The sequence below is a fragment of the Streptomyces sp. NPDC003035 genome, from assembly GCF_042888285.1.
In the GTDB taxonomy this organism is placed as follows: domain Bacteria; phylum Actinomycetota; class Actinomycetes; order Streptomycetales; family Streptomycetaceae; genus Streptomyces.
Window position 1 is genome coordinate 13384 of record NZ_JBIAPJ010000010.1, and the last position, 24628, is coordinate 38011.

At 71.6% G+C, this 24628-nt stretch carries 24 protein-coding genes and 2 pseudogenes; 11 read left to right on the forward strand and 15 right to left on the reverse strand.

What is annotated here, in order from left to right:
• Positions 1-60: 60 nt before the first annotated feature.
• A complete protein-coding gene (locus tag ACFYV5_RS28920) occupies positions 61-651 on the forward strand; it encodes a 2'-5' RNA ligase family protein (RefSeq protein WP_389173219.1) in 591 nt (196 codons plus the stop codon).
• Between the two features lie 49 nt (positions 652-700).
• On the opposite strand, the gene ACFYV5_RS28925 is transcribed toward ACFYV5_RS28920, so the two are convergent.
• Positions 701-1456 carry a decaprenylphospho-beta-D-erythro-pentofuranosid-2-ulose 2-reductase gene (locus tag ACFYV5_RS28925; protein ID WP_389173221.1) on the reverse strand — a complete coding sequence of 252 codons (756 nt, stop codon included), beginning with the start codon at positions 1454-1456 and terminating at the stop codon, positions 701-703.
• A gap of 37 nt (positions 1457-1493) precedes the next feature.
• On the reverse strand, positions 1494-2864 hold the full coding sequence (locus tag ACFYV5_RS28930) for an FAD-binding protein (RefSeq protein ID WP_389173223.1): 1371 nt from the start codon (positions 2862-2864) through the stop codon (positions 1494-1496).
• A gap of 160 nt (positions 2865-3024) precedes the next feature.
• On the opposite strand from ACFYV5_RS28930, the pseudogene ACFYV5_RS28935 reads away from it, so the two are divergent.
• The 4 genes and pseudogenes from ACFYV5_RS28935 to ACFYV5_RS28950 form a co-directional block, all read left to right on the forward strand.
• Positions 3025-3546 (forward strand): annotated as a pseudogene (locus tag ACFYV5_RS28935) (phosphatase PAP2 family protein); the annotation flags it as partial.
• Positions 3547-3790: 244 nt separating this feature from the next.
• The gene (locus ACFYV5_RS28940; protein ID WP_389173225.1) at positions 3791-4756 is read left to right on the forward strand and encodes a decaprenyl-phosphate phosphoribosyltransferase; all 966 of its coding nucleotides are present in this window, start codon (positions 3791-3793) and stop codon (positions 4754-4756) included.
• The gene (locus tag ACFYV5_RS28945) at positions 4753-5178 is read left to right on the forward strand and encodes a GtrA family protein (RefSeq protein WP_389173227.1); all 426 of its coding nucleotides are present in this window, start codon (positions 4753-4755) and stop codon (positions 5176-5178) included. Before ACFYV5_RS28940 ends, ACFYV5_RS28945 begins: the two co-directional genes overlap by 4 nt.
• The gene (locus ACFYV5_RS28950; protein ID WP_389173229.1) at positions 5166-6206 is read left to right on the forward strand and encodes a YihY/virulence factor BrkB family protein; all 1041 of its coding nucleotides are present in this window, start codon (positions 5166-5168) and stop codon (positions 6204-6206) included. Before ACFYV5_RS28945 ends, ACFYV5_RS28950 begins: the two co-directional genes overlap by 13 nt.
• Here ACFYV5_RS28950 and ACFYV5_RS28955 read toward each other — a convergent pair.
• The gene (locus ACFYV5_RS28955; protein ID WP_355105355.1) at positions 6154-7401 is read right to left on the reverse strand and encodes a D-alanyl-D-alanine carboxypeptidase; all 1248 of its coding nucleotides are present in this window, start codon (positions 7399-7401) and stop codon (positions 6154-6156) included. The two genes, ACFYV5_RS28950 and ACFYV5_RS28955, sit on opposite strands and share 53 nt — an antisense overlap.
• Positions 7402-7528: 127 nt before the next feature.
• Between ACFYV5_RS28955 and ACFYV5_RS28960 the strand changes: the two genes are divergently transcribed.
• The 3 genes from ACFYV5_RS28960 to ACFYV5_RS28970 all read left to right on the forward strand — a co-directional run bounded on the left by ACFYV5_RS28960 (position 7529) and on the right by ACFYV5_RS28970 (position 10966).
• The gene (locus ACFYV5_RS28960; protein ID WP_355105357.1) at positions 7529-7774 is read left to right on the forward strand and encodes an SCO4848 family membrane protein; all 246 of its coding nucleotides are present in this window, start codon (positions 7529-7531) and stop codon (positions 7772-7774) included.
• 12 nt (positions 7775-7786) lie between these two features.
• A complete protein-coding gene (locus ACFYV5_RS28965) occupies positions 7787-9211 on the forward strand; it encodes a metallophosphoesterase (protein WP_389173232.1) in 1425 nt (474 codons plus the stop codon).
• Positions 9212-9406: 195 nt separating this feature from the next.
• On the forward strand, positions 9407-10966 hold the full coding sequence (locus ACFYV5_RS28970) for an ABC transporter substrate-binding protein (protein ID WP_355105361.1): 1560 nt from the start codon (positions 9407-9409) through the stop codon (positions 10964-10966).
• 49 nt (positions 10967-11015) lie between these two features.
• On the opposite strand, the gene ACFYV5_RS28975 is transcribed toward ACFYV5_RS28970, so the two are convergent.
• Genes ACFYV5_RS28975 through ACFYV5_RS28985 form a run of 3 tightly spaced genes read right to left on the reverse strand, consistent with a single transcriptional unit; the run spans position 11016 to position 12722 of the window.
• Positions 11016-11807, reverse strand: coding sequence for a TetR family transcriptional regulator (locus tag ACFYV5_RS28975; RefSeq protein ID WP_355105363.1), 792 nt, complete (start codon positions 11805-11807; stop codon positions 11016-11018).
• A gap of 20 nt (positions 11808-11827) precedes the next feature.
• Positions 11828-12253, reverse strand: coding sequence for a thiol-disulfide oxidoreductase DCC family protein (locus tag ACFYV5_RS28980; RefSeq protein WP_389173235.1), 426 nt, complete (start codon positions 12251-12253; stop codon positions 11828-11830).
• Between the two features lie 7 nt (positions 12254-12260).
• Positions 12261-12722, reverse strand: a complete 462-nt coding sequence (locus tag ACFYV5_RS28985) for a hypothetical protein (RefSeq protein WP_389173237.1) — start codon at positions 12720-12722, stop codon at positions 12261-12263.
• 134 nt (positions 12723-12856) lie between these two features.
• Between ACFYV5_RS28985 and ACFYV5_RS28990 the strand changes: the two genes are divergently transcribed.
• Complete coding sequence (locus ACFYV5_RS28990; RefSeq protein WP_389173239.1) at positions 12857-13660, forward strand: alpha/beta fold hydrolase; 804 nt, start codon at positions 12857-12859, stop codon at positions 13658-13660.
• On the opposite strand, the gene ACFYV5_RS28995 is transcribed toward ACFYV5_RS28990, so the two are convergent.
• On the reverse strand, positions 13632-16187 hold the full coding sequence (locus ACFYV5_RS28995) for a DUF4132 domain-containing protein (protein ID WP_389173241.1): 2556 nt from the start codon (positions 16185-16187) through the stop codon (positions 13632-13634). The genes ACFYV5_RS28990 and ACFYV5_RS28995 overlap by 29 nt on opposite strands.
• Before the next feature lie 107 nt (positions 16188-16294).
• Between ACFYV5_RS28995 and ACFYV5_RS29000 the strand changes: the two genes are divergently transcribed.
• Entirely contained in the window at positions 16295-16840 is a 546-nt protein-coding gene (locus ACFYV5_RS29000; RefSeq protein ID WP_355105373.1) for a MarR family transcriptional regulator, read from the forward strand.
• Here the strand turns inward: ACFYV5_RS29000 and ACFYV5_RS29005 are convergent.
• The 8 genes and pseudogenes from ACFYV5_RS29005 to ACFYV5_RS29040 all read right to left on the reverse strand — a co-directional run.
• The gene (locus ACFYV5_RS29005; RefSeq protein ID WP_389173244.1) at positions 16785-17906 is read right to left on the reverse strand and encodes a serine hydrolase domain-containing protein; all 1122 of its coding nucleotides are present in this window, start codon (positions 17904-17906) and stop codon (positions 16785-16787) included. The two genes, ACFYV5_RS29000 and ACFYV5_RS29005, sit on opposite strands and share 56 nt — an antisense overlap.
• Before the next feature lie 98 nt (positions 17907-18004).
• Positions 18005-18517, reverse strand: a complete 513-nt coding sequence (locus ACFYV5_RS29010) for a hypothetical protein (RefSeq protein WP_389173246.1) — start codon at positions 18515-18517, stop codon at positions 18005-18007.
• Positions 18518-18606: 89 nt separating this feature from the next.
• A complete protein-coding gene (locus ACFYV5_RS29015; protein ID WP_355105378.1) occupies positions 18607-19365 on the reverse strand; it encodes a succinate dehydrogenase iron-sulfur subunit in 759 nt (252 codons plus the stop codon).
• On the reverse strand, positions 19365-21119 hold the full coding sequence (sdhA, locus tag ACFYV5_RS29020; RefSeq protein ID WP_355105380.1) for a succinate dehydrogenase flavoprotein subunit: 1755 nt from the start codon (positions 21117-21119) through the stop codon (positions 19365-19367). The genes ACFYV5_RS29015 and sdhA overlap by 1 nt, the downstream gene beginning before the upstream one ends.
• A gap of 25 nt (positions 21120-21144) precedes the next feature.
• A complete protein-coding gene (locus ACFYV5_RS29025) occupies positions 21145-21621 on the reverse strand; it encodes a succinate dehydrogenase hydrophobic membrane anchor subunit (protein WP_355105382.1) in 477 nt (158 codons plus the stop codon).
• A gap of 8 nt (positions 21622-21629) precedes the next feature.
• A complete protein-coding gene (gene sdhC, locus ACFYV5_RS29030) occupies positions 21630-22010 on the reverse strand; it encodes a succinate dehydrogenase, cytochrome b556 subunit (RefSeq protein ID WP_355105384.1) in 381 nt (126 codons plus the stop codon).
• A gap of 172 nt (positions 22011-22182) precedes the next feature.
• Positions 22183-22761: a 2-oxo-4-hydroxy-4-carboxy-5-ureidoimidazoline decarboxylase gene (locus ACFYV5_RS29035; protein WP_389173567.1), complete on the reverse strand. Its 579-nt coding sequence runs from the start codon at positions 22759-22761 to the stop codon at positions 22183-22185.
• A pseudogene (locus ACFYV5_RS29040) lies at positions 22685-23116 on the reverse strand (hypothetical protein); the annotation flags it as partial. The pseudogene ACFYV5_RS29040 and the gene ACFYV5_RS29035, both read right to left, overlap by 77 nt.
• Here ACFYV5_RS29040 and ACFYV5_RS29045 point away from each other — a divergent pair.
• The gene (locus ACFYV5_RS29045; RefSeq protein ID WP_389173251.1) at positions 23013-24578 is read left to right on the forward strand and encodes a glycoside hydrolase family 20 protein; all 1566 of its coding nucleotides are present in this window, start codon (positions 23013-23015) and stop codon (positions 24576-24578) included. The pseudogene ACFYV5_RS29040 and the gene ACFYV5_RS29045 overlap by 104 nt on opposite strands.
• Positions 24579-24628: the final 50 nt, after the last annotated feature.

The following is a 24628-nucleotide window of genomic DNA, read 5'->3' on the forward strand; positions in this document are numbered from 1 at the left end:
GCGGCTGCACCACCCAAAATCCCGAGAACCATCCTGAAGACAACGACGGAGGAGAACGACGTGGGGACCGTAACGCTCGGCGTTTCGATCGCGGTCCCGGAGCCCTACGGCAGCCTGCTCCAGGAGCGGCGCGCGGGCTTCGGGGATCCCGCCGCGCACGGCATCCCCACGCACGTCACCCTCGTCCCGCCGACGGAGGTCGACGAGGAGCGGCTGCCCGCGATCCGGGCGCATCTCGCCGAGGTCGCGGCCGGCGTCCGCCCCTTCCCGGTCCGTCTGAGCGGAACCGGAACGTTCCGCCCGCTGTCGCCGGTCGTGTACGTCCGCCTCGCCGAGGGCGTCTCCGCCTGCGCCTGGCTCCAGGAGCGGGTGCGGGACGAGTCCGGGCCGCTCGTGCGCGAGCTGCAGTTCCCGTACCACCCGCACGTCACGGTGGCGCACGGCATCTCCGAGGAGGCGATGGACCGGGCGTACGAGGAGCTGGCCGACTTCGAGGCGGCCTGGACCTGCTCGTCCTTCGCGCTCTACGAGCAGGGACCGGACGGGGTGTGGCGCAAGCTGCACACGTACGAGTTCGGCGACGGCCGCCCCGTCTCCACGGTCCCGTCCCAGGGCGCCCCGGTCGACACGCCCACCCCGACCACCGGCTGACCGCCCTCCGGGTCTCGGCCCGGCCGGCCGGGGATCCGCCGGCCCGGGATCACAGCGGAAGGCGTCGGAACACCGGCCTCGGTACGTGTCGGAGCGCCGACATCACCATGCGCAGCGCCCCCGGCACCCACACCGTCTCCGAGCGGCGCCGCAGTCCCAGTTCGATCGCCCGCGCGACGTCCTCCGGCGTGGTCGCCAGCGGGGCCTCCTCGAGACCGGCCGTCATCCGCGACCGTACGAACCCGGGCCGCACGACCATCACGTGCACCCCCGTCCCGTGCAGCGCGTCCCCGAGCCCCTGCGCGAATGCGTCGAGACCGGCCTTTGAGGAGCCGTAGATGAAGTTGGCGCGGCGGGCGCGCTCTCCGGCCACGGAGGAGAGCACCACCAGCGAGCCGTGCCCCTGCGCCTGCAGCGCCGCCGCGCAGACGAGCCCGGCGGAGACGGCCCCCGTGTAGTTGGTCTGCGCGACCCGGACGGCGGCGAGCGGAGCGGCCTCGTCGTGCGCCTGGTCGCCGAGGATCCCGAAGGCGAGCAGCACCATGTCGATGTCGCCCTCGGTGAAGATCTTCCCGAGGTGCTCCGTGTGCGACTCGGTGTCGAGGGCGTCGAACGGGACGGTGTGCACCTCCGCTCCCAGCGCCCGCAGCGAGTCGGCGGCGGCGGTCAGGGCGGGGGAGGGCCGCCCGGCGAGCCAGACCGTACGGGTGCGGCGGGCGATCAGCCGGCGGGCGGTGGCGAGCCCGATCTCGGAGGTGCCGCCGAGCAGAAGCAGGGACTGCGGGGTTCCGAAGGCGTCCTTCATGACGATCAAACTCCTCAGCGAGCAATCGAGCGAGCAATCAGAGGGCGAGACGACGGGAGAGGTCGGAGGTGAAGACGGACCGCGGGTCGAGCACGGCGCGCAGCGCCTGGAAGTCGGCGAGCCGCGGATACATGGCGTGCAGCAGTTCGGGCCGTAGCCGGGAGTCCTTCGCGAGGTAGACCCGGCCGCCCGCGCCCACCACCTCCTCGTCCAGCTCGTCGAGGAACGCGCCGAGTCCGGAGAGACCGGCCGGAATGTCGAGCGCGAGCGTCCAGCCGGGCACGGGGAAGGAGAGCCAGCCCGGGTCTTCCTCGCCGAAGCGCTTCAGTACGGCGAGGAACGACGGGCAGCCGCGCCGCGCGATCCGCTTCACGACCCTGCGCAGGGTCTCCTCCTGCCCGTATCCGACGACGAACTGGTACTGGACGAAGCCACCGCGCCCGTAGATCCGGTTCCAGTGCGGGACACCGTCCAAGGGGTGGAAGAAGGTGGAGATCCGCTGGAGTTCGCCGGTGCGGCGGCGGGGCGCCCTGCGGTACCAGATCTCGTTGAACAGGCCGACCGTGGTGCGCCCGAGCAGCCCCTCGGGAACGAGCGCGGGTGCGGCCGGCAGCCGCCCGGGGCGGAAGGCGAGGGGCGCGCGGCGGGCGCGGCGGTCCCGGACGGGGATCGCGTCGTACGGGGCGTGGTCGCCGCGCGTGAGGACGGACCGGCCGGTGGCCGCGCCGCGGGCGAGGAGGTCGATCCAGGCGACCGAGTAGCGGTAGCGGTGGTCGGTGGCGGTGAGACGGGCCATCAGGTCGTCGAGGTCGGTGGCGCGTTCGGTGTCCACGGACATCAGCGAGGTCTCGACGGGCAGGAGCCGGAGGGTCGCGGAGAGGATCACACCGGTCAGGCCCATGCCGCCGGCGGTGGCGTCGAAGAGGTCGGTGCCGGCGGCGACGGTACGGATCTCCCCGTCGGCGGTGAGGAGTTCGAGGGAGGTCACATGGCGGGTGAAGGAGCCGGAGACATGGTGGTTCTTCCCGTGGATGTCGGCGCCGATCGCTCCGCCGACGGTGACGTAACGGGTCCCGGGGGTGACGGGGACGAACCAGCCCAGCGGGAGCAGCACCTCCATCAGCCGGTGCAGGCTCACCCCGGCGTCGCAGACGACGACGCCCGCGGTGGCGTCGATCGAGCGGACGCGGTCGAGTCCGGTCATGTCGAGGACCGAGCCGCCGGCGTTCTGGGCGGCGTCGCCGTAGGCACGGCCGAGACCGCGGGCGATGGATCCGCGCGCACCGCACGCGCGGACCGCTTCGGACGCCTCCTCGTACGTACGGGGGCGGTGCACGCGCGCGAGGGTGGGCGCGGTGCGGCCCCAGCCGGTGAGGGGTGCGAGGGGGGAGTGGGTCTCGGCAGCCATGGAGGCGACCGTATCGCCCGCCATGTGCTGTATGCCTGCTTTGCGCCTGGTTCGTCGAAATGGGTGATTAAACGAGTGTCAGGAAAGATTGCCGTGCGGTCGCCGACCCGCCGGGCCAGAGTCACCCCTGGTTGACCGAACACCGGGGAGGCGGAGCCAGATGCGATACGCGGACTGGGCCGGGGACTGGGCCGGGGCCGAGCGAAGACTCCTCGCCGCCCTGCGCCGCTGCGGGCGGCGGGCGCCGGTGGCGACCGCCGCCCGCGCCCTGTCCTTCAGCGGTGAACACGGCGCGCTGTGGCTCGCGGCCGGGCTCACCGGCGCGGCGGTGGATCCGGAGCGACGGACCGGCTGGCTGCGCGGCACGGCGCTGATCGCCGCGGCGCACCTGGCGAGCATGGGCGTCAAGCGCGTGGTGCGGCGGCCGCGGCCGGGGACGGCAGAGTACGAGCCCCTGGTCCGCACGGCCGGCCGGCACTCGTTCCCCAGCTCCCACGCGACCTCCGCGGTGGCGGCGGCCGTCGCCTTCGGCGCCCTGCACCCGGGCCTCCGCCGCCTGGCCGGCCCGGCCGCGACCGCGATGTGCGTCTCCCGCCTGATCGTCGGCGTCCACTACCCGACGGACGTGGCAGCCGGCGCCCTCCTCGGCGCGGCCACGGCGTCCCTGGGCCGCGGCTGGCTGCACGTGACGCCCGTACCCCGCCACGCGCGCGTGGCACCCGCACCGCCCCACGCGCGCGTGGCACCCGGACCGTGGACCGCACACGTGACATCCGCTGCCCGCGCCGTGCGCCTGGGGCCCGCAGCGCGTCCCGTGAGCGGGGGGCCCGTACCCCGCCACGCGCGCGTGGCACCCGCACCGCGTCCCACGCCCGCGCCGGCACTCCGCTCCCCGGGTCTCGGCCCCGTCCCTCCCGGCGGTCGTCGTGGCTGAGCGTGGCAGCGGAGTCGCGGTACTCGAGAAACCCGCCCTCGCGTCGGGGAGGCGGCAGTCCGGTGGGCGAGGGGTCTTCGCCGTCTGGCTGGGGCTCCTGCGGACCGCGCGGCCCCGCCAGTGGGTCAAGAACGTCCTCGTCATCGCCGCGCCCGTCGCCGCCGGGCAGCTCGTCTCCTGGCACGCGGCGGCCCGACTCGCCCTCGTCTTCGCCCTGTTCACGGCCGCCGCCTCCGCCGTCTACCTCGTCAACGACGCCCGTGACGCCGCCGCCGACCGCGCCCACCCCGTCAAGCGCCGCCGCCCCGTCGCCGCCGGGCTCGTCCCTGTGCCCGTCGCCTACGCCACCGGCACCCTCCTCGGCCTCGGAGCCGCCGTCGCCGGCGCGGTCCTGTGCAACGCCATGACCGCCGCGCTGCTCATCGCGTACCTCGTCATGCAGATCGCGTACTGCGTGCGGCTCAAGCACGTCCTCGTCGTCGACCTCGCCGTGGTCACCACCGGGTTCCTGATGCGGGCGATGATCGGCGGCGTCGCGCTCACCATCCCGCTCTCCCGCTGGTTCCTCATCACCACCGGCTTCGGCGCGCTCTTCATGGTCGCCGCCAAGCGGTACTCCGAAGCCGTGCAGATGGAGGACGCGCAGGGCGCGACCCGCGCGCTGCTCACCCGGTACACGACCGGATACCTCCGCTTCGTCTGGCAGCTGGCCGCCGGCGTCGCCGTCCTCGGCTACTGCCTCTGGGCGCTGGAGAGCGGCGGCGTCGCCGACGCGAGCCTGCTGCCCTGGCGCCAGCTCTCCATGATCGCCTTCATCCTCGCCGTGCTGCGCTACGCCGTCTTCGCCGACCGCGGCACCGCCGGGGAGCCGGAGGACGTCGTCCTGCGCGACCGGCCCCTCGCGGTCATCGGCCTCGCCTGGGCCGCGATGTACGGCATGGCGGTCGCGGATCTGTGAGGCGCGAACTCGTCGGCTTCGCCACCACCGGACTCGTCGCCTACGGTGCCGACCTCGCCCTCTTCCTCTGGCTGCGCGGCCCCGCCGGTCTCGACCCGATCGCCGCCAAGGCGATCTCCTTCCTCGCCGGCTGCACCGTCGCGTACCTGGGCAACGCCCTCGGCACCTATCGCCGGCGGACGGTCGGGCTCCGCGAGTACACCGTCTTCCTCGCGGTGAACCTCGCGGGCGCCGCCGTCCAGCTGCTCTGCCTCGGCGTCTCCCACTACGGCCTCGGACTCACGTCCGCACGGGCCGACACGGTGTCAGGACTCGGCGTGGGCATGGTTCTGGCGACCTGTCTGCGATTCTGGGGAACCCGGACGATGGTGTTCCGTTCGGCTGCCGGAGCAAGGGGTACGCGTACGACATGGACTGGCTGACCAAGCTCCCCGTCATCGGCCCCTGGGCCGCCCGGCTCATGCGGACCCATGCCTGGCGCTCGTACGAAACCCTCGACGCCGTCCACTGGACCCGGCTCGCCGCCGCCATCACCTTCATCAGCTTCCTGGCGCTCTTCCCCCTGATCACCGTCGCCGCGGCCGCCGGTGCCGCGCTGCTCAGCAAGGAGCAACTGGACACGATCGAGGCGAAGATCTCCGAACAGGTCCCCGGCATCTCCGAACAGCTCAACATCGGGGGCCTCGTGGACAACGCGGGCACCATCGGCCTCGTCGCCGGCGCGCTGCTGCTCTTCACCGGCATCGGCTGGATCGGCTCCCTGCGGGACTGCCTGCGCGCGGTGTGGGGGATCGACGACGAGGACGAGGGCAACCCCCTCCTGCGCAAGGGCAAGGACGCGATCGTGCTGCTCGGGCTCGGCGGGGTCGGGCTCTGCTCGCTCGCCGCGTCCTGGCTCGGTTCCACGGCCGTGGGCTGGAGCGCCGACCAGGTCGGGATCTCCGACCGCGGAGCCGGCGGCGTCCTGCTGCAGGCCGCCGCGGTCGCCATCGCCGCCGCCGCCGACTTCCTCATCCTGCTGTACGTGCTGACGCTGCTTCCCGGCGTACAGCCGCCGCGCCGGCGCCTGGTGGTGGCGGCGGTGATCGGCGCGATCGGCTTCGAGCTGCTGAAACTGCTGCTCGGCGGCTATATGAAGGGAGTCGCGGGCAAGTCGATGTACGGCGCGTTCGGCGTGCCCGTCGCGCTGATGCTGTGGATCAACTTCACCGCGAAGCTGCTGCTCTTCTGCGCGGCTTGGACGTCGACGGGCTCGAAGAGCGAGGCGGACTCGACGGATTCGCCCGGGGCCGAGGACGGGGCCGAGGACGGGACCGAGGACGGGGCCGAGGACGGGACCGAGGAGGGGACCGAGAACGGGGCTAAGGGCGGGGTGAAGGGCGGGACCAAGGGCGGGGCTAAGGCCGGGGGCGCCGGCCGACCATCCCCGGCAGCGGCCAGCGACGGTTGACCAGGAAGACCCCGCCCGCGAGCATGATCAGAACCCCGCCGACCACCGCGAGGGCGATCCCGACCCCACCGGACTTGTCCTCGGCCGCGGCGACCCCGGCGGCACCTGTCGTCGTGGCAGGAGCGTTCTCCCCGGGGGCGGGCGTGGAACCTTGGGTCTCGGTCCCCGGATTCGTACGGGCGGACTTCGGCGGGACCAGCTGACCGACCGGCTTCACCTTCCCGGACGCCGCGAAGCCCCAGTCGAGGAGCCGGGCGGTCTCCTTGTACACCGCGTGCTGCTCCTTGGAGGACGGGTTCAGCACCGTCACGAGCAGCACTTTGCCGTTGCGCTCCGCAACGCCGGTGAAGGTGGAGCCGGCATGCGTGGTGTTGCCGTTCTTTACCCCCGCCATGCCCTGGTACGGCGCGACGCCGAGCGCGCCGGTCAGCAGCCGGTTGGTGTTCTGGATCTCGAAGGTCTCCCGCTTCTTGCCCGGCTTCTGCTCGCCGGGGAACTGGGCGCGGGAGGTCGCGGCGTACTCCCGGAAGTCCGCCTTCTGCATCCCGCTGCGGGCGATGAGGGTGAGGTCGTACGCGGAGGAGACCTGGCCCGGGGCGTCGTAGCCGTCCGGAGACGAGACGTGGGTGTCGAGGGCCTGGAGCTCGACGGCGTGCGCGTTCATGTCCGCGACGGTCTTCGCCATGCCGCCGTTCATCGCGGCGAGCACCCGCACGGCGTCGTTGCCGGAGCGAAGGAAGACGCCGAGCCAGAGGTCGTGCGCGGTGTAGGTCTGCTTCTCCTTCACGCCGACGAGGCTGGAGCCCGAGCCGATCCCGACGAGGTCCTTGGGGTCGACCGTGTGGGTCGCGGTCTTCGGGAACTTCGGCAGGACGGTGTCCGCGAAGAGCATCTTCAGCGTGGAGGCGGGGGCGAGGGGCCAGTGGGAGTTGTGCGCGGCGAGCACGTCCCCGGTCTCCGCGTCCGCGACGATCCACGACCGCGCGCTCAGCTCCTTGGGCAGCACGGGCGCCCCCGGCCCGAGCCGTACCTGCGTCCCGGGCACGCTGAGCAGGCTGCCGCCGACGGAGGACATGAGGGCGGGCGGCTTGGGCTGCTGGTCCTCCTTCTTGTCCGCGTGGGCCGGCGAGGCGGCGACGAGGGGGAGCAACGCGGCGGCGGCGACCGCCCAAGCGGTCTTCTTCGATGCAGACACGATCGAAAACGTACAGGCACCCTTCCGTGAACCGAACCCCGCCAGGCGGTTCGTCCCGGAGCGTCCACCCGAGTGCCCTGAGCGCCCCGAGCGCGGGGAGCGTCGGACCGATGGTGATACTGGGGCCATGAAGCTCAGCCGGCCCGTCTCCTGGTTCCTGCTCGCGTTCGGGGTGTGGAGCTGGTTCATCTGGATCACTTTCGTCAAGAACCTGTGGAATGACGCGAGCGGTCTCGCCTTCGACGACGCGGGCGACCCGACGGCCTACTTCTGGGTTCATCTACTGCTCGCCATCACGTCCTTTGTCCTGGGGACGGTGGTCGGCGTGATCGGGTTGCGTGGCGTGCGCGCGTTGCGGCGCGAGCGCGGATAGGGGTTGGGGCGCGTGCTCGTCTTCCTGCTGGTGATCGTCGGGGTCCTCGCTCTGCTGGGCGGGGTCCACTGGTACGTGTGGAAGCGGCTGGTCCGTGACGTGACCGTCGCGGGGGGCCTGGGGCGGCGGCTGGGGACGGTGGCCGCGTTCGTGCTGCCCGTGCTGTCGGTCGCCGCGCTCGTCTCCGGGCGGGCGGGGGCACCGTTCTGGTTGCAGCAGGTGGTGGCCTGGCCGGGGTTCCTCTGGCTGGCGTCGCTGCTCTACGTGACCCTCGCCCTCGTGGTCGGCGAGGCGGTCCGGCCGCTTCTGCGGCGCTGGCCGGCTCGCCGGGGTACGGCGACCGTCACCGAGGCCGAGGAGGCCGGGAAGGCCACGCAAGCTGAGGAGTCCGAGGAGTCCGCGCGTACCGCGGTGCGGGCCGGTGGTCCGGTGGTGGCGGCCGGCGGCGGCGCCGCTGTGCCGGTCGGCGACACGCTGACCGAGCCCGAGGCGGAGCCGGCACTCCAGGACGGGCCGGCACTCCAGGACGGGCCGGCACGCGGGAACGGACCGGCGCCCGCCGTTACGGAGGCCGGGGCCGAGGCCTCCCGTACCCCCGGTGCCACCGCCGTGTCGCGGCGGCTGTTCGTGTCGCGGGTCGTCGGTGGGGCCGCCGCAGCGGCGGCCGTGGGGACCGTCGGGTACGGGACCTACGGGGTGCTGCGCGGGCCGCGCGTCAAGCGGGTCACGGTGCCGCTCGCCAAGGTGCCGCGCGCAGCGCACGGGTACCGGATCGCCGTCGTGTCCGACATCCACCTCGGGCCCATCCTGGGCCGCGCCCACACCCAGCGCATCGTCGACGCCATCAACGCCACCCAGCCCGACCTGATCGCCGTCGTGGGCGACCTCGTGGACGGCACCGTCGAGAACCTCGGGCCCGCCGCCGAGCCGCTGGCCCGGCTCCGGGCCCGGCACGGTTCGTTCTTCGTGACCGGCAACCACGAGTACTTCTCCGGTGCCGACGCCTGGGTCGACCACGTCCGCGAGCTCGGTCTGCGCCCGCTGCGCAACGAGCGCCTGGAGATCGCGGCCGGTTTCGACCTCGCCGGGGTCGACGACATCGCCGGCGAGAGCGAGGGCCAGGGCCCGGACTTCGCCGCCGCGCTGGGCGACCGCGACCGCGCCAAGGCCGCCGTCCTGCTCGCGCACCAGCCGATCGTCGTCCACGACGCCGTGCGGCACGGCGTCGACCTCCAGCTCTCCGGCCACACCCACGGCGGCCAGCTCTGGCCCGGCAACTACCTCGCCGAGCTCGCCAACCCGACCGTCGCCGGCCTGGAGCGGTACGGCGACACCCAGCTCTACGTCTCCCGGGGCGCGGGCGCCTGGGGGCCGCCCGTCCGCGTCGGAGCGCCCTCCGACATCACCCTCGTGGAGCTGGCCTCGAAGCAGGCGTAGCGGACGAAGTCACTCCATGCGCAGCGGTGGATACGTACTGCTGAGTCACGGGAAGTCGCCCTATCCCGGACATATGCCTGCACTGTGAAGGTTTCCTCTTCCGCTTGTGAAATCCGTGTGATTGGGTGGCGCCATCGCGGCACGGCTGGGCGCCGCCGCGCCAGGGGTGGGCACGAAATCAAAGGAATCACGGCGATGCGGTCGACGATCCGTCTGCGGATCCTCATCACTTGTGGAGTTCTGGTGGCCGCCGGGGTGGGGGGCTGGCAGCTTCTGCCCTCGGACGAGGTGCGGACCGATCCCATCAAGGTCGGCACCACGGACGAGGTGACCTCGCTCGATCCGGCGGGGGCGTACGACGCCGGTTCCTGGGCGATGTACAGCAACGTCTTCCAGTCGCTGCTGACCTTCAAGCCGGGCTTCACCACGCCTGTCCCGGACGCCGCCGAGAGCTGCAAGTTCGTCGGGGCGAAGCTCACCACGTACCAGTGCAGGCTCCGTGACGACCTCACCTTCGCCGGCGGCCGCAAGGTCACGGCCGAGGACGTCGCGTACTCCTTCGAGCGGATGCTGAGCATCAAGGCGGACGTCGGTCCGGCCTCGCTCTTCCCGACCCTGAAGAACGTCGTGGCCGACGGCCGGACGGTCACCTTCCATCTGAGCGGCCGGGACGCGACCTTCCCGCTGAAGCTGGCGACGGGTGCCGGCTCGATCGTCGACCGCACCCAGTACCCGGCCAAGAAGCTGCGCGAGGGCACCACGGTCGAGGGTTCGGGGCCGTACGTCCTCAAGGAGTACAAGGCCGGCGAGAGCGCCCGTCTGGAGCCCAACCCGAACTACCGGGGCGCGCTCACCAAGACCGGTGGCCCGGTCGTCGTCAGGTACTTCACCGAGTCCGAGCAGCTCGCCTCCGCCTGGAAGACCAAGCAGGTCGACGTCACGCACCGGCAGATGCCGCCGGAGTTCCTCTCCACGCTGGGGGACGCCGGCAAGGACTCGGCCCGGATCACCGAGGCGCAGACCGCCGAGATCCGCAATCTCTACTTCAACGTGAAGGCCGGTTCGCCGATGGCGGAGAAGGCGGTCCGGCAGGCGGTCGCCGCCGTCATCGACCGCCCGGCGATCGTCACCGGCGCCTACCACGGCACGGTCCAGCCGCTGTACTCCCTGATCCCGCAGGGCTTCAACGGTCACAGCACGGCCTTCTACGACACATACCCGGAGCCGTCCGCGAAGACGGCGAAGAGCCTGCTGCGGGCCGCGGACGTGGAGACGCCGGTGTCCTTCACCCTCGGCTACCGCAAGGACGCCACCTACGGCGCCGAGGCGGCCGAGCTGAAGCGGCAGCTGGAGGCGAGCGGCCTCTTCAAGGTCAAGCTCGCCGAGGCGGAGTGGAAGGACTTCCAGAAGGCGTACGTACGGGGCGACTACGACGCGTACCCCGTCGGCTGGCTCCCGGACTTCCCGGACTCCGACAGCTTCACCGCCCCGCTCGTGGGGTCGGACAACGCCATGCACAACGGCTTCAAGAGCAGCAGGATCGACTCGCTGATCGCCGCCACGCAGCAGTACAGCGACCGTGGTGCGGCCGCCAACGACTTCGAGGCGATCCAGTCCGAGGTGGCGGACGACGTTCCGCTGGTTCCGCTGTGGCAGAAGAAGGACTACGTGCTGGCGACGGACGACGTCGCCGGTTCGCAGTACCTGACCGACGGCACCGGCATCTGGCGGCTGTGGGAGCTCGGCTGGATCTAGGCCGTGCCCGGAGGGCCTGTCTCGCCAGTGCCCGTCCGTGTCCGGGGTGTCAGTCCTTCGCCCCGGACGTCTTCGGTGCCGTCCGCTTGGGCTTGCCCGAGGCCGCCATGCTCGCCGCCGTCGGCATGAAGTCGGCGAGGAGGTCGTGGGTCTCACGGACCAGGGGGCGCAGCAGCCGGAAGCGTGAGAGCGAGATCGCCCGGGCGGTGACCGGTGCGAGCCGCTCGACCAGGCGGCGGCTGTTGGCGCATCCCTCGGAGCGGTCGTAGACCCAGAACAGCACCAGGCCCATCTGCTGGAGCCACAGCAACTGCGGCAGCGGTTCGGCCAGTTCGGGGTCGATCTTCACCGAGGCGCCGGAGATGACCCTCCGGTGGACCTCGATCGCCGCCTCGCGCGGGCCCTCCGACTCGGGGGAGAAGGGGCTGAGCGGGCTGTCCGGGTCCGCGGCGTTCTTGAAGAACTGGGCGGCGAACTCGTGGTACGGCTCGGCGATGTCGAGCCAGCCGAGGAGGACCCCGCGGATGCGGGCCGTGAGGTCCTTCTCGTCGCTGTCGAGGATTCCTTCGACGGCCGCCTGGTGCTCCTCGGCGATCCGGTCGTAGAAGCCCTGGACGAGGTGTTCCTTGGAGGCGAAGTAGTAGTACGCGTTGCCGACGGAGACCCCGGCCTCCTGGGCGATGGCCCGCATCGTCGTCTTGTCGTAACCGCGCTCCTTGAAGAGCCGGAGGGCGGTTTCGAGGATGAGCGTGCGGGTCTGTTCGCTCTTCGCGGCCTTGGCCGGGGCCTTCCGTCCCTCGGCGGCGGGGTCGGCGGGCTCGGCGGGCTGTACTTCCTTCACGTCCTTCACAGTGCCCGAGCCTAACCGGGTGCGCCGGGCGGCTCACACGTCCCGCCCTCGCAGGACGGCCCCTTGATCGCCTCCCGCCACTTCGCGGCGGCGAGGACGGTCGCCCGGGCGAACGGCTGCCCCGCCGGGGTGGCCAGCCAGTGGGCCTTGGGCCGGTGGTCGGCCAGGGCCCAGAGGCAGACGATCCAGGCGGAGGCGGCGCGGTAGATCTGTCCCCGGTCCCCGATCACGGTGATCTCCTTCAGGGTGGACTCGTGGTCGAGGCCGGGGAAGCGGCGCCGGGCCTCCTGGGAGGCGGCCGGGACGAGGTCGAGCGGGACGAGCTGCCGCTGCCGCAGGAGCCAGTGCCGCAGATGGACACAGAGCGAGCAGTCGGCGTCGTACAGCACGGTCAGGCGGTGTACGGGAGTGGCCGGTCGTCCGGCCGGCGTCGTCATGGCCGGCTCACGCCCCGGCGCCGGCGCCGGCGCCGGCGCCGGGGGCGGGCGGTGCCCAGGGGCCGCCGCGGCCCGCCTGCGGAGTCCAGCCCTGCGGGGGCACCGGCGGGACCTGCTCGCGCTCCATCACGCCCCGCCGCCGGATCCTGTTGAGGACGTAGACGTTGCCGAGGTGCATCACGCCGAGGACGAGGAGGACCACGCCGAGCTTGACCGAGAGCGCCTCGAAGAGGGAACGGGCGTCGGCCACCGCCTCGTCCTGGCTGAGATAGAGCGCGACGAAGCCGAAGTTGACGAGGTAGAACCCGACCACCAGGAGGTGGTTCACGGCTTCGGCGAGCTTCTCGTTCCCGTGCAGGACGTCGGCGAGGAAGATCCTTCCGTTGCGGCTGAGCGTGCGGGCGACCCAGACGGTCAGAGCCACGCTGATCAGCAGGTAGACGATGTACGCGACGACAGTGAGGTCCATGCCCCACCCTCCCTTGAACGCGTTCAAAAGCTGGCGGTCATGACTGTAGGCCTTCGTTTGAACATGTTCAAGACGGGTTCGGGGTGGTGTGAAATAAGGGAGGCGGTCGTCGCGCCGGGCGCATAGGGTGGCGCGTGATGCTCTCTCATGACCTGGCCGGTCAAGGCCACCTGACGATCGTCCTGCTCCACTCCGGCGTCTGCGACCGGAGGATGTGGGACACGCAGTTCGCGGCCCTGACCGCCGCCGGGTACCGCGTGGTGCGCTGCGACCTCCGCGGCTTCGGCGAGACCCCGGTCGACCGCCCGCACACCCACTGCGACGACGTCGTGGAACTCCTCGACGCCCTCGGCGTCGAACGGGCCGCCCTCGTCGGCTCCTCCTTCGGTGGCGAGGTCGCCCTGGAGACGGCCGTCCGCCACCCCGGGCGCGTCTCCGCGCTCGCGCTGCTCTGCGCCGGCATGCCCGGCTTCGCGGCGAGCGACGAACTGCGCGCCTGGGGCAGGCGCGAGGACGAACTGCTCGAGGCGGGCGACATCGACGGCGCGGTCGCGCTCAACGTCGACACCTGGCTCGGTCCCGACGCCGACGACGAGGCGCGTGCACGCGTACGGGTGATGCAGCGCCGCGCCTTCGACATCCAGCTCGCCGCCCCGGCGGAGTTCCGCCCGGTCGACGCCGGTGTGGCGTCCGCCGACCTGGCCGGGATCGACGTGCCGTGCCTGGTCGTCTCGGGCGCTCACGACGTGCCCGACTTCCGGGAGATGGCCACCCGGCTCGCGGACCTGCTGCCGGACGCCCAGTACCTCGACCTGGAGTGGGCGGGTCATCTCCCCGCCTTGGAGCGCCCGGACGAGACGGCGAAGCTGCTCGCGGAGTTCCTGACCGGGGTCGGCGGCGACGGGGCCGCTACAGCCCCTTCCGTATCAGGTCGGTGATCGTGCGGTCGGTGATCCCCGCGTCGGAGGCGAGCAGGAACGCCTTCGACAGGATCACCGACAGCAGGCCGCCGTCCTCCTCGAACGGCAGGAAGACCTTCTCGCCCCGGCCTCCGTCCGAGGCCTCCCGGTCCACCACGAGGGGCAGGACCTCGTCCGTCGGCTCCATCAGGACACTGCCGGATCCCAGGTGGATCCGGTAGGCCCGCAGCCGGCCCCGCACGCGCAGGAAGTGGTCCGTCAGCTCCACCCGGTCGCCGATCCTGGTCCGCGGCAGCAGCCGGGCCAGCGTCTCGCGCCGGATCCGCGCCGACTCGGTCGGCTCCGCGCGCTCGGGCCGGGTCGGCTTCATGCGCTCAGGCAGAGCCGACCGGGTCGGTTCGGTCGGCTCGCCGAACGACCAGCTCTCCTCGTCCCCGTCGTCCGCGCCGAGGCACGCCACCACCACGAACAGGTCGACGTCCCGCAGCGCCTCCGACAACAACGGAGCCGGTACGTCGGTCAGCGCGGCCCGCTCCCAGGGTCCGCGCGCCCCCGCCGAGGCCGAACGGCGCTCGAAGCGGACCCGGCCGGTGGAGCAGAGGGCGGCGACCCCGCCGACCGGGCTCCCCGCGTCGACCAGCTCGACGAGGAACCGCGCCCGCCAGAACACGCCCTGCGCGACCGGGAGATCACCCGGCCGGGGCAGCTCCCGGACCACCTCGGAGGAGGCGCCGTCGCCGAAATAGCCCAGGTGGTCGCCGGTCCAGCCGCGCTCGGCCATGAGCGCCCTGGCACGGCCGTAGCGCAGGACGCGCCCGGCGAAGCGGCTCGTGTGCGCACCGGTCGCCACCTCGGCCGGGGAGAGCGGGTACACCTCGCGGAAGACCTGCTTGAACGGCTGCCGCAGCTCCCGCTCCGTCAGCTCCGTCCGCCACTCGGACACCTCCTCACCCGCCGCCAGGACCGGATGCCACAGCCGTAGCCGCGCCCCCGGGCCGACCGGGGTCGCGGTGCCGTCCGCACCGGCCAGCGCCCAGCCGCCGCCCGTCCGCTCCGGCAGCCCCGCGATCCAGCGCTCGCCGTCCTCCGGGGCGGCCTCCCACACCAGCGCGCGGGCGACGACGCCGGTCACCGGATGGTCGATCGAGTACCGCTCCCAGTCCTCCACCGGCCAGGTCGTACCCGCCGCCAGGTGGTCCTCCAGCCGGCTCCGCTCCAGCGCCAGCAGGGCCCGCAGCTCCTTCGACGCGGCGCGGAGCGACGCCAGACGCGCGCCGTACCGCTCCCGTACCGCCTTCGGCGCCGACTTCAGCACCCGGCCCTGCGGGCCCCGGAACGAGAGCGAGGCCACGCCCGGCTCCTGCACGGAGAGCACCGCGGTGTACTCCCCGAGCGCCTCCTCCCGCATCCCGCGCCCGTCGAGCCCGTGCACCGGTGTACCCCGCTCGCGCAGCATCGACGGCGTGAGCCCGGCCCGCCCGGCGACGGCATCCAGGGCCTTGGCGACCGCCTTGAGGACCGTACGGTTGCGCACCGCGCCCCTCACGCGCCCGAGCCACTGGACGGCCTGCTCGCCCCGAGGGCCCTCGAACTCGCCGAGCACGGCGACCGCCGCCGAGGCCAGCGGCTGACTGCGGCACTCGCCGCCGGAGCCGCCGAGACCCGTACCCGCGTGGACCGCGACGGCGCCGGCCAGCGGGACGGCCCAGTCCACGTCCAGGTCGAGCGACGCCCACAACAGCCCGCGCACCAGGCATGTGTTGCTCTCGCCCGCGATCCCGGGGCCGCTCGCGGCCGCCCAGGAGCCCAGATCGGTCACCTCGTGCTCGGGCTGTGCGGCGATCCCCTCCAGCAGCCGCCGCACCAGCTCCGCACCGGCCTCGGTCTCCGCCAGGAGCGCCGAGGCCCGTCTGCGCCAGGTCCGGGTGGCTCTGGCCCGGTCCACGAGGGCGCAGTGCGTGAGGAACCCGGCCGCGCCCCGGCCCGCGAGCAGCTCCCCGTGCGCGGCGCGCATCGCCGGGCCGTACTCGTCCAGCGCGTCGAGCAGATCGCGGGGGAGCCGGCCCTCGACGACGGGCACCTCGCGGCGCAGCAGCGCGTCGATCCGGTCCCGTATCCCCGCGAATTCGTCACTGGCGGAGACGCGCAGGTTCTCCGCGGTCCGGCGCAGCGCGCGCAACCGGGGCCGGTCGCACTCCTCGGCCTGTTCCGCCGCGGACAGGGCGATCGGCAGCAGCGACCGCCAGCCCTTCCCCTCCCACAACTCGTGCGGGGCGACGGCGGCCCCCTTCCCCAGCAGCCGGGCGAGCAGCACGTCGGCCTCCGCCGTCGACCAGCCGAGCTCCTGACCGGCCAGATGCTCCAGCGCGTCCGCGACGACCGGATCCGGACGCCGGCACATCCGTGCCTGGAGCAGCAGCGCGCCCTCCCGCCGCCCTGCCGCGTCCAGCGTGCCCAGGAAGCCCCGCACCCGCCCCCACCTGTCCGGTCGACCCGACTCCAGCACCGCGTTCAGCCCGCTCTCCAGGCTTGTGGTCCCCACCATGCGTACGACGGTAGGGGACCACTCGGACATTGCCTCCACACCCCCCGTGATTCGGTGACGAAATATTCGGCAGCGAAGGAATCCGGCCGCGGACGTACCATCGATCCATGGAGCCGACCGAGTCCGGGGGGCCGACGCGGCGGGACTGGACCGACGAGCATGTGGCCCAGTGGCAGCCCGTGCTGCCCGACCTCGACCCGGTCGTCGAGGGCGCGGTCACCCGTATGAAGAAGCTCTCCGTCCATCTGCGGCGGGTGCGCGAACAGTCCCTCGTCGACTTCGACCTGGAGCGCTACGAGTTCGACACGCTCCACAAGCTCGCCGGCCGCGGCGGCAGCGCCGCGCCCTCCGACCTGGCCCAGGATCTCGATCTCGCCCCCGCCTCGGTCACCGGCCGACTCGACGCCCTGGAGAAGCGCGGCTTCGTCCGGCGCACGCCGTCCACGACCGACCGCCGCCGGGTCGTCGTCGAGCTCACCGCCACGGGCCGCGAGACCTGGCTCGGTGCGATGGAGGTCCTCGGCCACGAGGAGTACCGCCTGCTCGGCGTCCTCGACGAGGACGAACGCACCCTGCTCAACGACATGCTCCGCCGGATCATGCTGTTCGCCGAAGGCCAGGACGGTTCACCCCCCGCTCCTCGTACCCCTTGAACGCGGCCTTCGCGATCCGCATGATCCGGGCCAGCTCCCGCTCCGCGTCCTTGCCGGTCGGCAGCGTGGAGTACACCACCACCCGGTCCAGGTCGGCCGTCGCGAACACCCCGCTCGCGTAGCCCCGGTTGGATCCCGACTTGCCCCACACGACGGGGCCGCCGTCGGGGAGGCGGGTGCGCGAGAGACCGCCGTAGCTGAAACTCGCGCCCGGTACGGACGGCAGCGTGAAGAGGAGCTTCTGCTCGGCCGGGGGCAGCAGCCCGCCCCGTATCAGCGTGTTCAGGAAGCGGTTCAGATCGGAGGCGCGCGAGACCATTCCGCCCTCCGCCCAGGCCCAGTCGTCGGCGGGCAGCGAGGTGTGCCGCAGGCCGAGGGGGCGCAGGACGCGGTCGTGGAGCTCCTCGGCGTACGTCCGGCCCGTCACCTTCTCGACGACGAGCCCGGCGATGAAGTAGTTGATGCCGTTGTACTGCGCGGTCCCGCCCGGGGCCGTCGGGGTCCCGCAGGAGACCGCCGAGGTCACGACCTCCACCGGTGCCCCGCTCCGGACGCACTCCGGCTTCTGCAAGCCGCTGGTGTGGCTGAGCAACTGCCCGACGGTGATCGGCTCGTACGAGGAGGGCAGCAGGCCGGGCAGCAGCTCCTGGACGGTGTCGTCCAGGGACAGCCGCCCCTCGCCGACGAGCTGGAGCGTGACGGTGGCGGTGAAGAGCTTGGTGATGCTGCCGATCGCGAACGGCGCGTCCGCCGGCGCCGTCCAGTCGCCGGCGGTCCCGCTCCACCGCCCGTCGCGCCCCGAGACCTTGACCATCGCCCCGCGCACGGAGGCGTCGGGCAGCCCGGCCAGAGCGGCGCGCAGAGCGGCCTGGTCGACGCTCCCCGCCGCCGGCCCGCGCGCGTGCCCGTACGCGGAGCCCGGGGCCGCGACCGCCGCCGTCGGCACCGCCGCCCCGCCCGGTACCGCCGCCGCGGCCGGTACCGCCGCTGTGAGGATGCCCGCGAGGGCGGCGCCGGCCGCCGCCGTCATGGCCCAACGAGATGCCGTGATCCGTGAGTTCGTCATGGATCAAGCATCCCGCCGGAAGATCGTCCGGCCTATCGGGGACAGCCCCGACAGACCCCTGACCCGCCCCCTACACGCTGACCCCTACACGCTGACCCCTACATGCTCAGCGAGCGCGCGTAGTTGAGCTGGCCCATCACCCAGTGGATGGTGTCCGGACCGGTCGCGGGGATCATCGTGGCGTGGTGCCGACCGCCGCTGGTCACGGTGACCTGGATGAAGCCGGTGGTCTTCTTCTCCTTCATCAGCAGGAACAGCAGTCCCAGCAGGCACACGAGGAAGAAGATGATCGCCAGCACGATCGCGACCGTCGGCATCTTCTCCTCGGTCCGCGACATGTCCATCGCGTTCCAGACCGCACCCTTGAGCGGCATCGCACCGGCCGGGGTGATGATCTGGTCCCCGACGATCGTGATGTCCCCGAGGCTCAGCAGCGGCGCCCCGCCACCCTGCCCGACCGGCGGGTACTGCGGCGGCACAGGCACTCCGCCGGCGACGGTCGGCTGGTACCCGGCCGGCTGCGGATACCCGTAACCGGGCGCCCCCGCCTGCTGATCGGGACCCCACTGGTAGTCGCCGCTGCTGTCCTTGTAAGGGTTCGGATCGCTCATCTGTCCCCGTCCTCCGTCACGAAAAAGCCCGCCTCTGCACGCCGAGCGTACAGAAGCGGGCTTCCCCGCTGTGACCAGGTGTCAGAAGACTAGAAGCGACGCGTGATCAGCGCGCGCTTCACTTCCTGGATCGCCTTCGTGACCTCGATGCCACGCGGGCAGGCGTCCGTGCAGTTGAACGTCGTGCGGCAACGCCACACGCCGTCCTTGTCGTTCAGGATCTCCAGACGCTGCTCGCCCGCCTCGTCACGCGAGTCGAAGATGAAGCGGTGCGCGTTGACGATCGCGGCCGGGCCGAAGTACTGGCCGTCGTTCCAGAAGACCGGGCAGGACGACGTGCACGCGGCGCACAGGATGCACTTGGTGGTGTCGTCGAAGCGCTCGCGGTCCTCGGCCGACTGCAGACGCTCGCGCGTCGGCTCGTTGCCCTTGGTGACCAGGAACGGCATGACGTCGCGGTACGCCTGGAAGAACGGCTCCATGTCGACCACGAGGTCCTTGAGGACCGTGAGGCCCTTTATGGCCTCGACCGTGATCGGCTTCTCCGGGTTGATGTCCTTGATCAGCGTCTTGCAGGCGAGCCTGTTCTTGCCGTTGATCCGCATCGCGTCGGAGCCGCAGATGCCGTGCGCGCACGAGCGACGGAAGGTGAGCGAGCCGTCGACGTCCCACTTGATCTTGTGGAGGGCGTCGAGCACGCGCTCCTTGGGGTCGATCTCGATCTGGAAGTCCTCCCAGACCGCCGCGTCCGAGATCTCGGGGTTGAAGCGGCGGATCCGGAGGGTGACCGTGATGTACGGGGAGGAGGCGGATTCCGCCTCGACCTTGTCCAGTACGGGAGTAGCCATCAGTACTTACGCTCCATCGGCTGGTAGCGGGTCTGGACGACCGGCTTGTAGTCGAGACGGACGGTCTCGGAGCCGTCCTCGCCGACCTCGCGGTACGCCATGGTGTGGCGCATGAAGTTGACGTCGTCGCGGTTCGGGTAGTCCTCGCGGTAGTGACCGCCGCGGGACTCCTTGCGCGCCAGGGCCGAGACGGCCATGACCTCGGCCAGGTCGAGCAGGTTGCCCAGCTCGATGGCCTCCAGCAGGTCCGTGTTGAAGCGCTTGCCCTTGTCCTGGACGGACACGTTCAGGTAGCGCTCGCGCAGCTCGGCGATCTTCTCGACGGCCGTCTTGATCGTCTGCTCGGTGCGGAACACCATCACGTTGGCGTCCATCGTCTCCTGCAGCTCACGGCGGATGTCGGCCACCCGCTCGTTGCCCGTGGAGTTGCGCAGACGCTCGACCTGCTCCTCGACGAACGAGGCCGGGTTCTCGGGAAGCTCGACGTAGTCGGACTTCGCGGAGTACTCGGCTGCCGCGATGCCGGCGCGCTTGCCGAAGACGTTGATGTCGAGCAGCGAGTTGGTGCCCAGACGGTTGGCGCCGTGCACGGAGACACAGGCGACCTCGCCGGCCGCGTACAGGCCCGGGACGACGGTGGTGTTGTCGCTGAGGACCTCACCCTGGACGTTGGTCGGGATGCCGCCCATGGCGTAGTGCGCGGTGGGCTGGATCGGGATCGGGTCCGTGTACGGCTCGATGCCGAGGTACGTACGCGCGAACTCGGTGATGTCCGGGAGCTTGGCGTCGAGCTGCTCCGGCGGGAGGTGCGTCAGGTCGAGGTAGACGTGGTCGCCCTCGGGACCGCAGCCGCGGCCCTCGCGGATCTCCGTGTAGATGGAGCGCGAGACGACGTCACGGGACGCGAGGTCCTTCATGACCGGCGCGTACTTCTCCATGAAGCGCTCGCCGTCCTTGTTGCGGAGGATGCCGCCCTCACCGCGGGCGCCCTCCGTCAGCAGGATGCCCATGCGCCAGATGCCCGTCGGGTGGAACTGGAAGAACTCCATGTCCTCCAGCGGCAGACCGCGCCGGTAGCAGGCCGCCTGGCCGTCACCCGTCAGCGTGTGCGCGTTGGAGGTCACCTTGAAGAACTTGCCCGTGCCGCCGGAGGCGTAGATCACGGCCTTGGCCTGGAAGATGTGGATCTCACCGGTGGCCAGCTCGTACGCGACCACACCGGCGGACTTCTTGACGCCGTCGACCTCGGTGATCAGCTGGTCCAGGACGTAGAACTCGTTGAAGAACTCCACGCCCTCCTTGACGCAGTTCTGGTACAGCGTCTGGAGGATCATGTGACCGGTGCGGTCCGCGGCGTAGCAGGACCGGCGGACCGGGGCCTCGCCGTGGTTGCGCGAGTGACCGCCGAAGCGGCGCTGGTCGATGGTGCCGTTCGGGGTCCGGTTGAACGGCAGACCCATCTTCTCCAGGTCGAGGACGGCGTCGATGGCCTCCTTCGCCAGGATCTCGGCGGCGTCCTGGTCGACCAGGTAGTCACCGCCCTTGACCGTGTCGAAGGTGTGCCACTCCCAGTTGTCCTCCTCCACGTTGGCGAGCGCGGCGGCCATGCCGCCCTGCGCCGCGCCCGTGTGGGAGCGGGTGGGGTAGAGCTTCGTCAGCACGGCGGTGCGGCTGCGCTTCGTCGCCTCGATGGCGGCGCGCATGCCGGCGCCGCCGGCGCCGACGATGACGGTGTCGTACTTGTGGATCTTCATGACGTGGATTACCTCAGCCCCGTGCCTAGCGGATGTTCGGGTCGAAGGTGAAGATCACCAGCGTGCCCAGAAGGATGGTGAACACCGTGGCGGTGTACAGCAGGCCCTTGAGCCACAGGCGCGTGTTGGCCCGCTCCGCGTAGTCGTTGATGACCGTACGGAGGCCGTTGGCGCCGTGCAGCATGGCGAGCCAGAGCATCAGCAGGTCCCAGACCTGCCAGAACGGAGACGCCCAGCGGCCGGCCACGAAGGCGAAGCCGATCTTGGAGACGCCGCCGTCGAGGAAGAGCTGGATCAGCAGGTGGCCGATGACGAGGACGACGAGGACGATGCCCGAGAGGCGCATGAAGAGCCACGCGGCCATCTCGAAGTTGCCTCGCGTCGCCCTCGGCGTCTTGCCGGTGCGCATGCGGGGGGCCTCGATGTACGGGGCCGGGTTGTCCACGTCGTAACGGGCAGCGCCCTCGACGGGACCGATCGCGGAAGTGGTGTCAGCAGACATGTCTGGCGTCAGCTCCCGAACAGTTCACGTGCGGCGTGGCCGAGGATGGGGTACAGCGAGCCCGCCATCAGCACGACCCAGATGCCCATGACGGTCCAGAGCATCTGCTTCTGGTAGCGCGGGCCCTTGGACCAGAAGTCCACGGCGATGACCCGGAGGCCGTTCAGCGCGTGGAAGAGGATGGCGGCGACCAGGCCGTACTCGAGGAGTGCGACGATCGGCGTCTTGTACGTGGCGACCACTTCGTCGTACGCCTCGGGGGAGACGCGGACGAGAGCGGTGTCCAGCACGTGTACGAACAGGAAGAAGAAGATGAGGACGCCGGTGACTCGATGAGCCACCCAGGACCACATTCCTTCCCGGCCGCGGTACAGCGTTCCAGCCGGCACGGAAAAACCCTCCGGGAGCGGGGATCAGGGTCGGCCGGCTTCTCTGTCGGTCAGACCCGGCCGGGTACGGTCCACCGGCCCCGGTCATCGTAGCGACGAGATGTCGGTTCCCTCGCGCGGGGTCCATAGGTGTGATCAAACAGGCACGGACGGCCTATCGCACAAGCGCGAATCACCGCATTCCGGACGCCTGTACGGAAAGGGTGAGGGCTCCGACATGGTGGGCGAGCCGGGTGCGGGCCAGTCGACGCAGCTCGTCCGCGGCGATCACCCGCTCCTCCTCCGGTTCGTTGCCGAGCCGTGACCGGATGCCGGCGAGGACCTGGTCGAGGCGCTCACCAGGGCGCACGCCGTCGAGGCTGATCACGAAGGCGTGTCCGAAGCGGCTCTCGTACGCGGCGTGGGCGGCCCGCAGGGCGGTCTGCGCGGCGGGCGGGGCGTCGGGGTGCGGCGCGGCGGAGCACTCGGCGGCCAGCGCCTCGTCGAGGTCGGCGGCCGACAGGTCGTAACCGGCCTCGTCGGCGGCGGCGAGCAGCGCGTCGAGCGTGGGGTACGGACGGTGCGCCGTCACCCGTTCGGCCCAGCGGCGGCTGTGGCAGCAGGCGAGGAGCAGCTCCTGGGCGAGGGGGGCCGGGAGCGCGTTGAAGCGCGTGACACCGAGGGCGCGCCGGGGGTCACCCTGCTGGGCAGGTATCGCGGGGATGGCGGCGGAGCCCGGGTTCCGGGAAGAGGCACGGGTGTCGCTGGTCAGCGTGGGCTCCGGGAAAGGTGGGGTGGGTGTGACGCAACGTTATCGACGGGAAGGGGGAGCTGTCCGACGGATGCGCGAATTTCACCCGGAAGGGAGAGTTTCGGAACGTGTGCGTGACGTTTCGGCGTCGGCACCCGACTCCGAATGGCTCCACCTCGTCCCCTGAGGGAGGATTCCGAGTGATGCGGTACGCCATACGAGGGCCCCACGCGGGCCCCACTCTTCTCGCGGCCGCGGTGGCACTGGTCACCGTGACGGCCTGCTCCAACGGTTCGTCCGGTCCGGGCGGTGCGACGTCGGGGGTCGGCACGCCGTCGAACGTCACGAGTGCGGCGACGAGCGCGGCGACGAGTGCGGCGCCGGAGCCGAGCCCCACGCCCACCCGGACGTTCCCGCTCTCCACCGCCCCGCTCACCGTCCCCGCCGTCCGCTCCCACGAGGCGGCCCGCGGTCCGGGCTGGCGTCCCACGCCCGAGGCCGGGGTCGTCATCGCCCGGGGCAGCGAGGGGCTCGCCGACGAGGGACGGCTGCTCGCGGGGGAGCTCAAGATCGCCTACCGCGGTGCCGTCGCCGCCCGAGCCGGCGACATCGAGCTGGCGCTCGGCGGGAAGGGCGCCCCGGAGTCGTACACGCTCACCACCCGCGACGACCGGGTCCGGATCACCGGCCCCGACCAGGCGGGGGTCTTCTACGGCACCCGGACCCTCAAGCAGTCCGTACGGGGATCGGGCGCGATGCCCGAGGGCGTCGTCGCCGACGCGCCCGCGAAGCCCCAGCGCGGGCTGAACGTCGACATCGCCCGCAAGCACTTCACCGCGGAGTGGATCGAGGCTCGGCTCCGCGAGATGGCGGACCTCAAACTCAACCAGTTCGGGCTGCACTTCTCCGACGACCAGGGCTTCCGGATCGCGTCGGACACGCACCCCGAGGTCGTCTCCGCCCAGCACCTCACCAAGGCCGAGGTACGCCGGATCCTCGCGCTCGCGCAGAGCCTGCACATCACCGTCGTGCCCGAGATCGACTCGCCCGGACACCTCGGCGCCGTCCTGCGCGCCCACCCGGACCTGCAGCTGCGCAATGTCCAGGGAACCCTGCGCCAGGGCGCCATCGACATCTCCAAGCCCGGCTCGGCGCGGATCGTGGACGAGCTGCTGCGTGAGTACGCCGGTCTGTTCCCCGGCGGCTGGTTCCACGTCGGCGCCGACGAGTACCAGGCGCTGACCGTCAGCTCCCCGGCGGCCTCCTATCCGCAGCTGGCCACGGCGGCGCGCCAGAAGTACGGCCCCGGGGCGGGCGTCCAGGACCTGGCGGAGGGCTGGCTGAACGACCGGGCGGCGGTGGTCCGCGACGCGGGCAAGGTGGCGAAGGCGTGGAACGACGGCTTCTTCCGGGGCGGGCTCGTCACCGCCGACAAGGGCATCGAGGTCGAGTACTGGACCGGCAAGGAGATCGGGGCCCGGCCGCCGGCCGAGTACCTGGCCGAGGGCCGGAAGGTCGTGAACCTCAACGACGAGTTCCTGTACTACGTCCTCGGCGAGCCGAACCAGTTCACGTACCCCACCGGACGCCGGATCTACGAGCAGTGGACCCCGCTGGTCCTGCGCGGCACGACCCCCGTGCCGGCGCGGTACGGCCCGCAGATCCTGGGCGGCCGTTTCGCGGTCTGGTGCGATCTGTCCAGGGCGCAGACACAGGCCCAGGTGGCCGACGGGATCCGCATGCCGCTGACGGCGACGGCGCAGAAGCTCTGGGACGCGCGGGAGCCGGCGATGAGCTGGGACCGGTTCCGGGCACTGGCGACGAAGGTGCGTGGCTGACCAGCGGTTTTTCCGTGGACGGTGGTCTTCCGCGTGGCGTACGGTTCCGC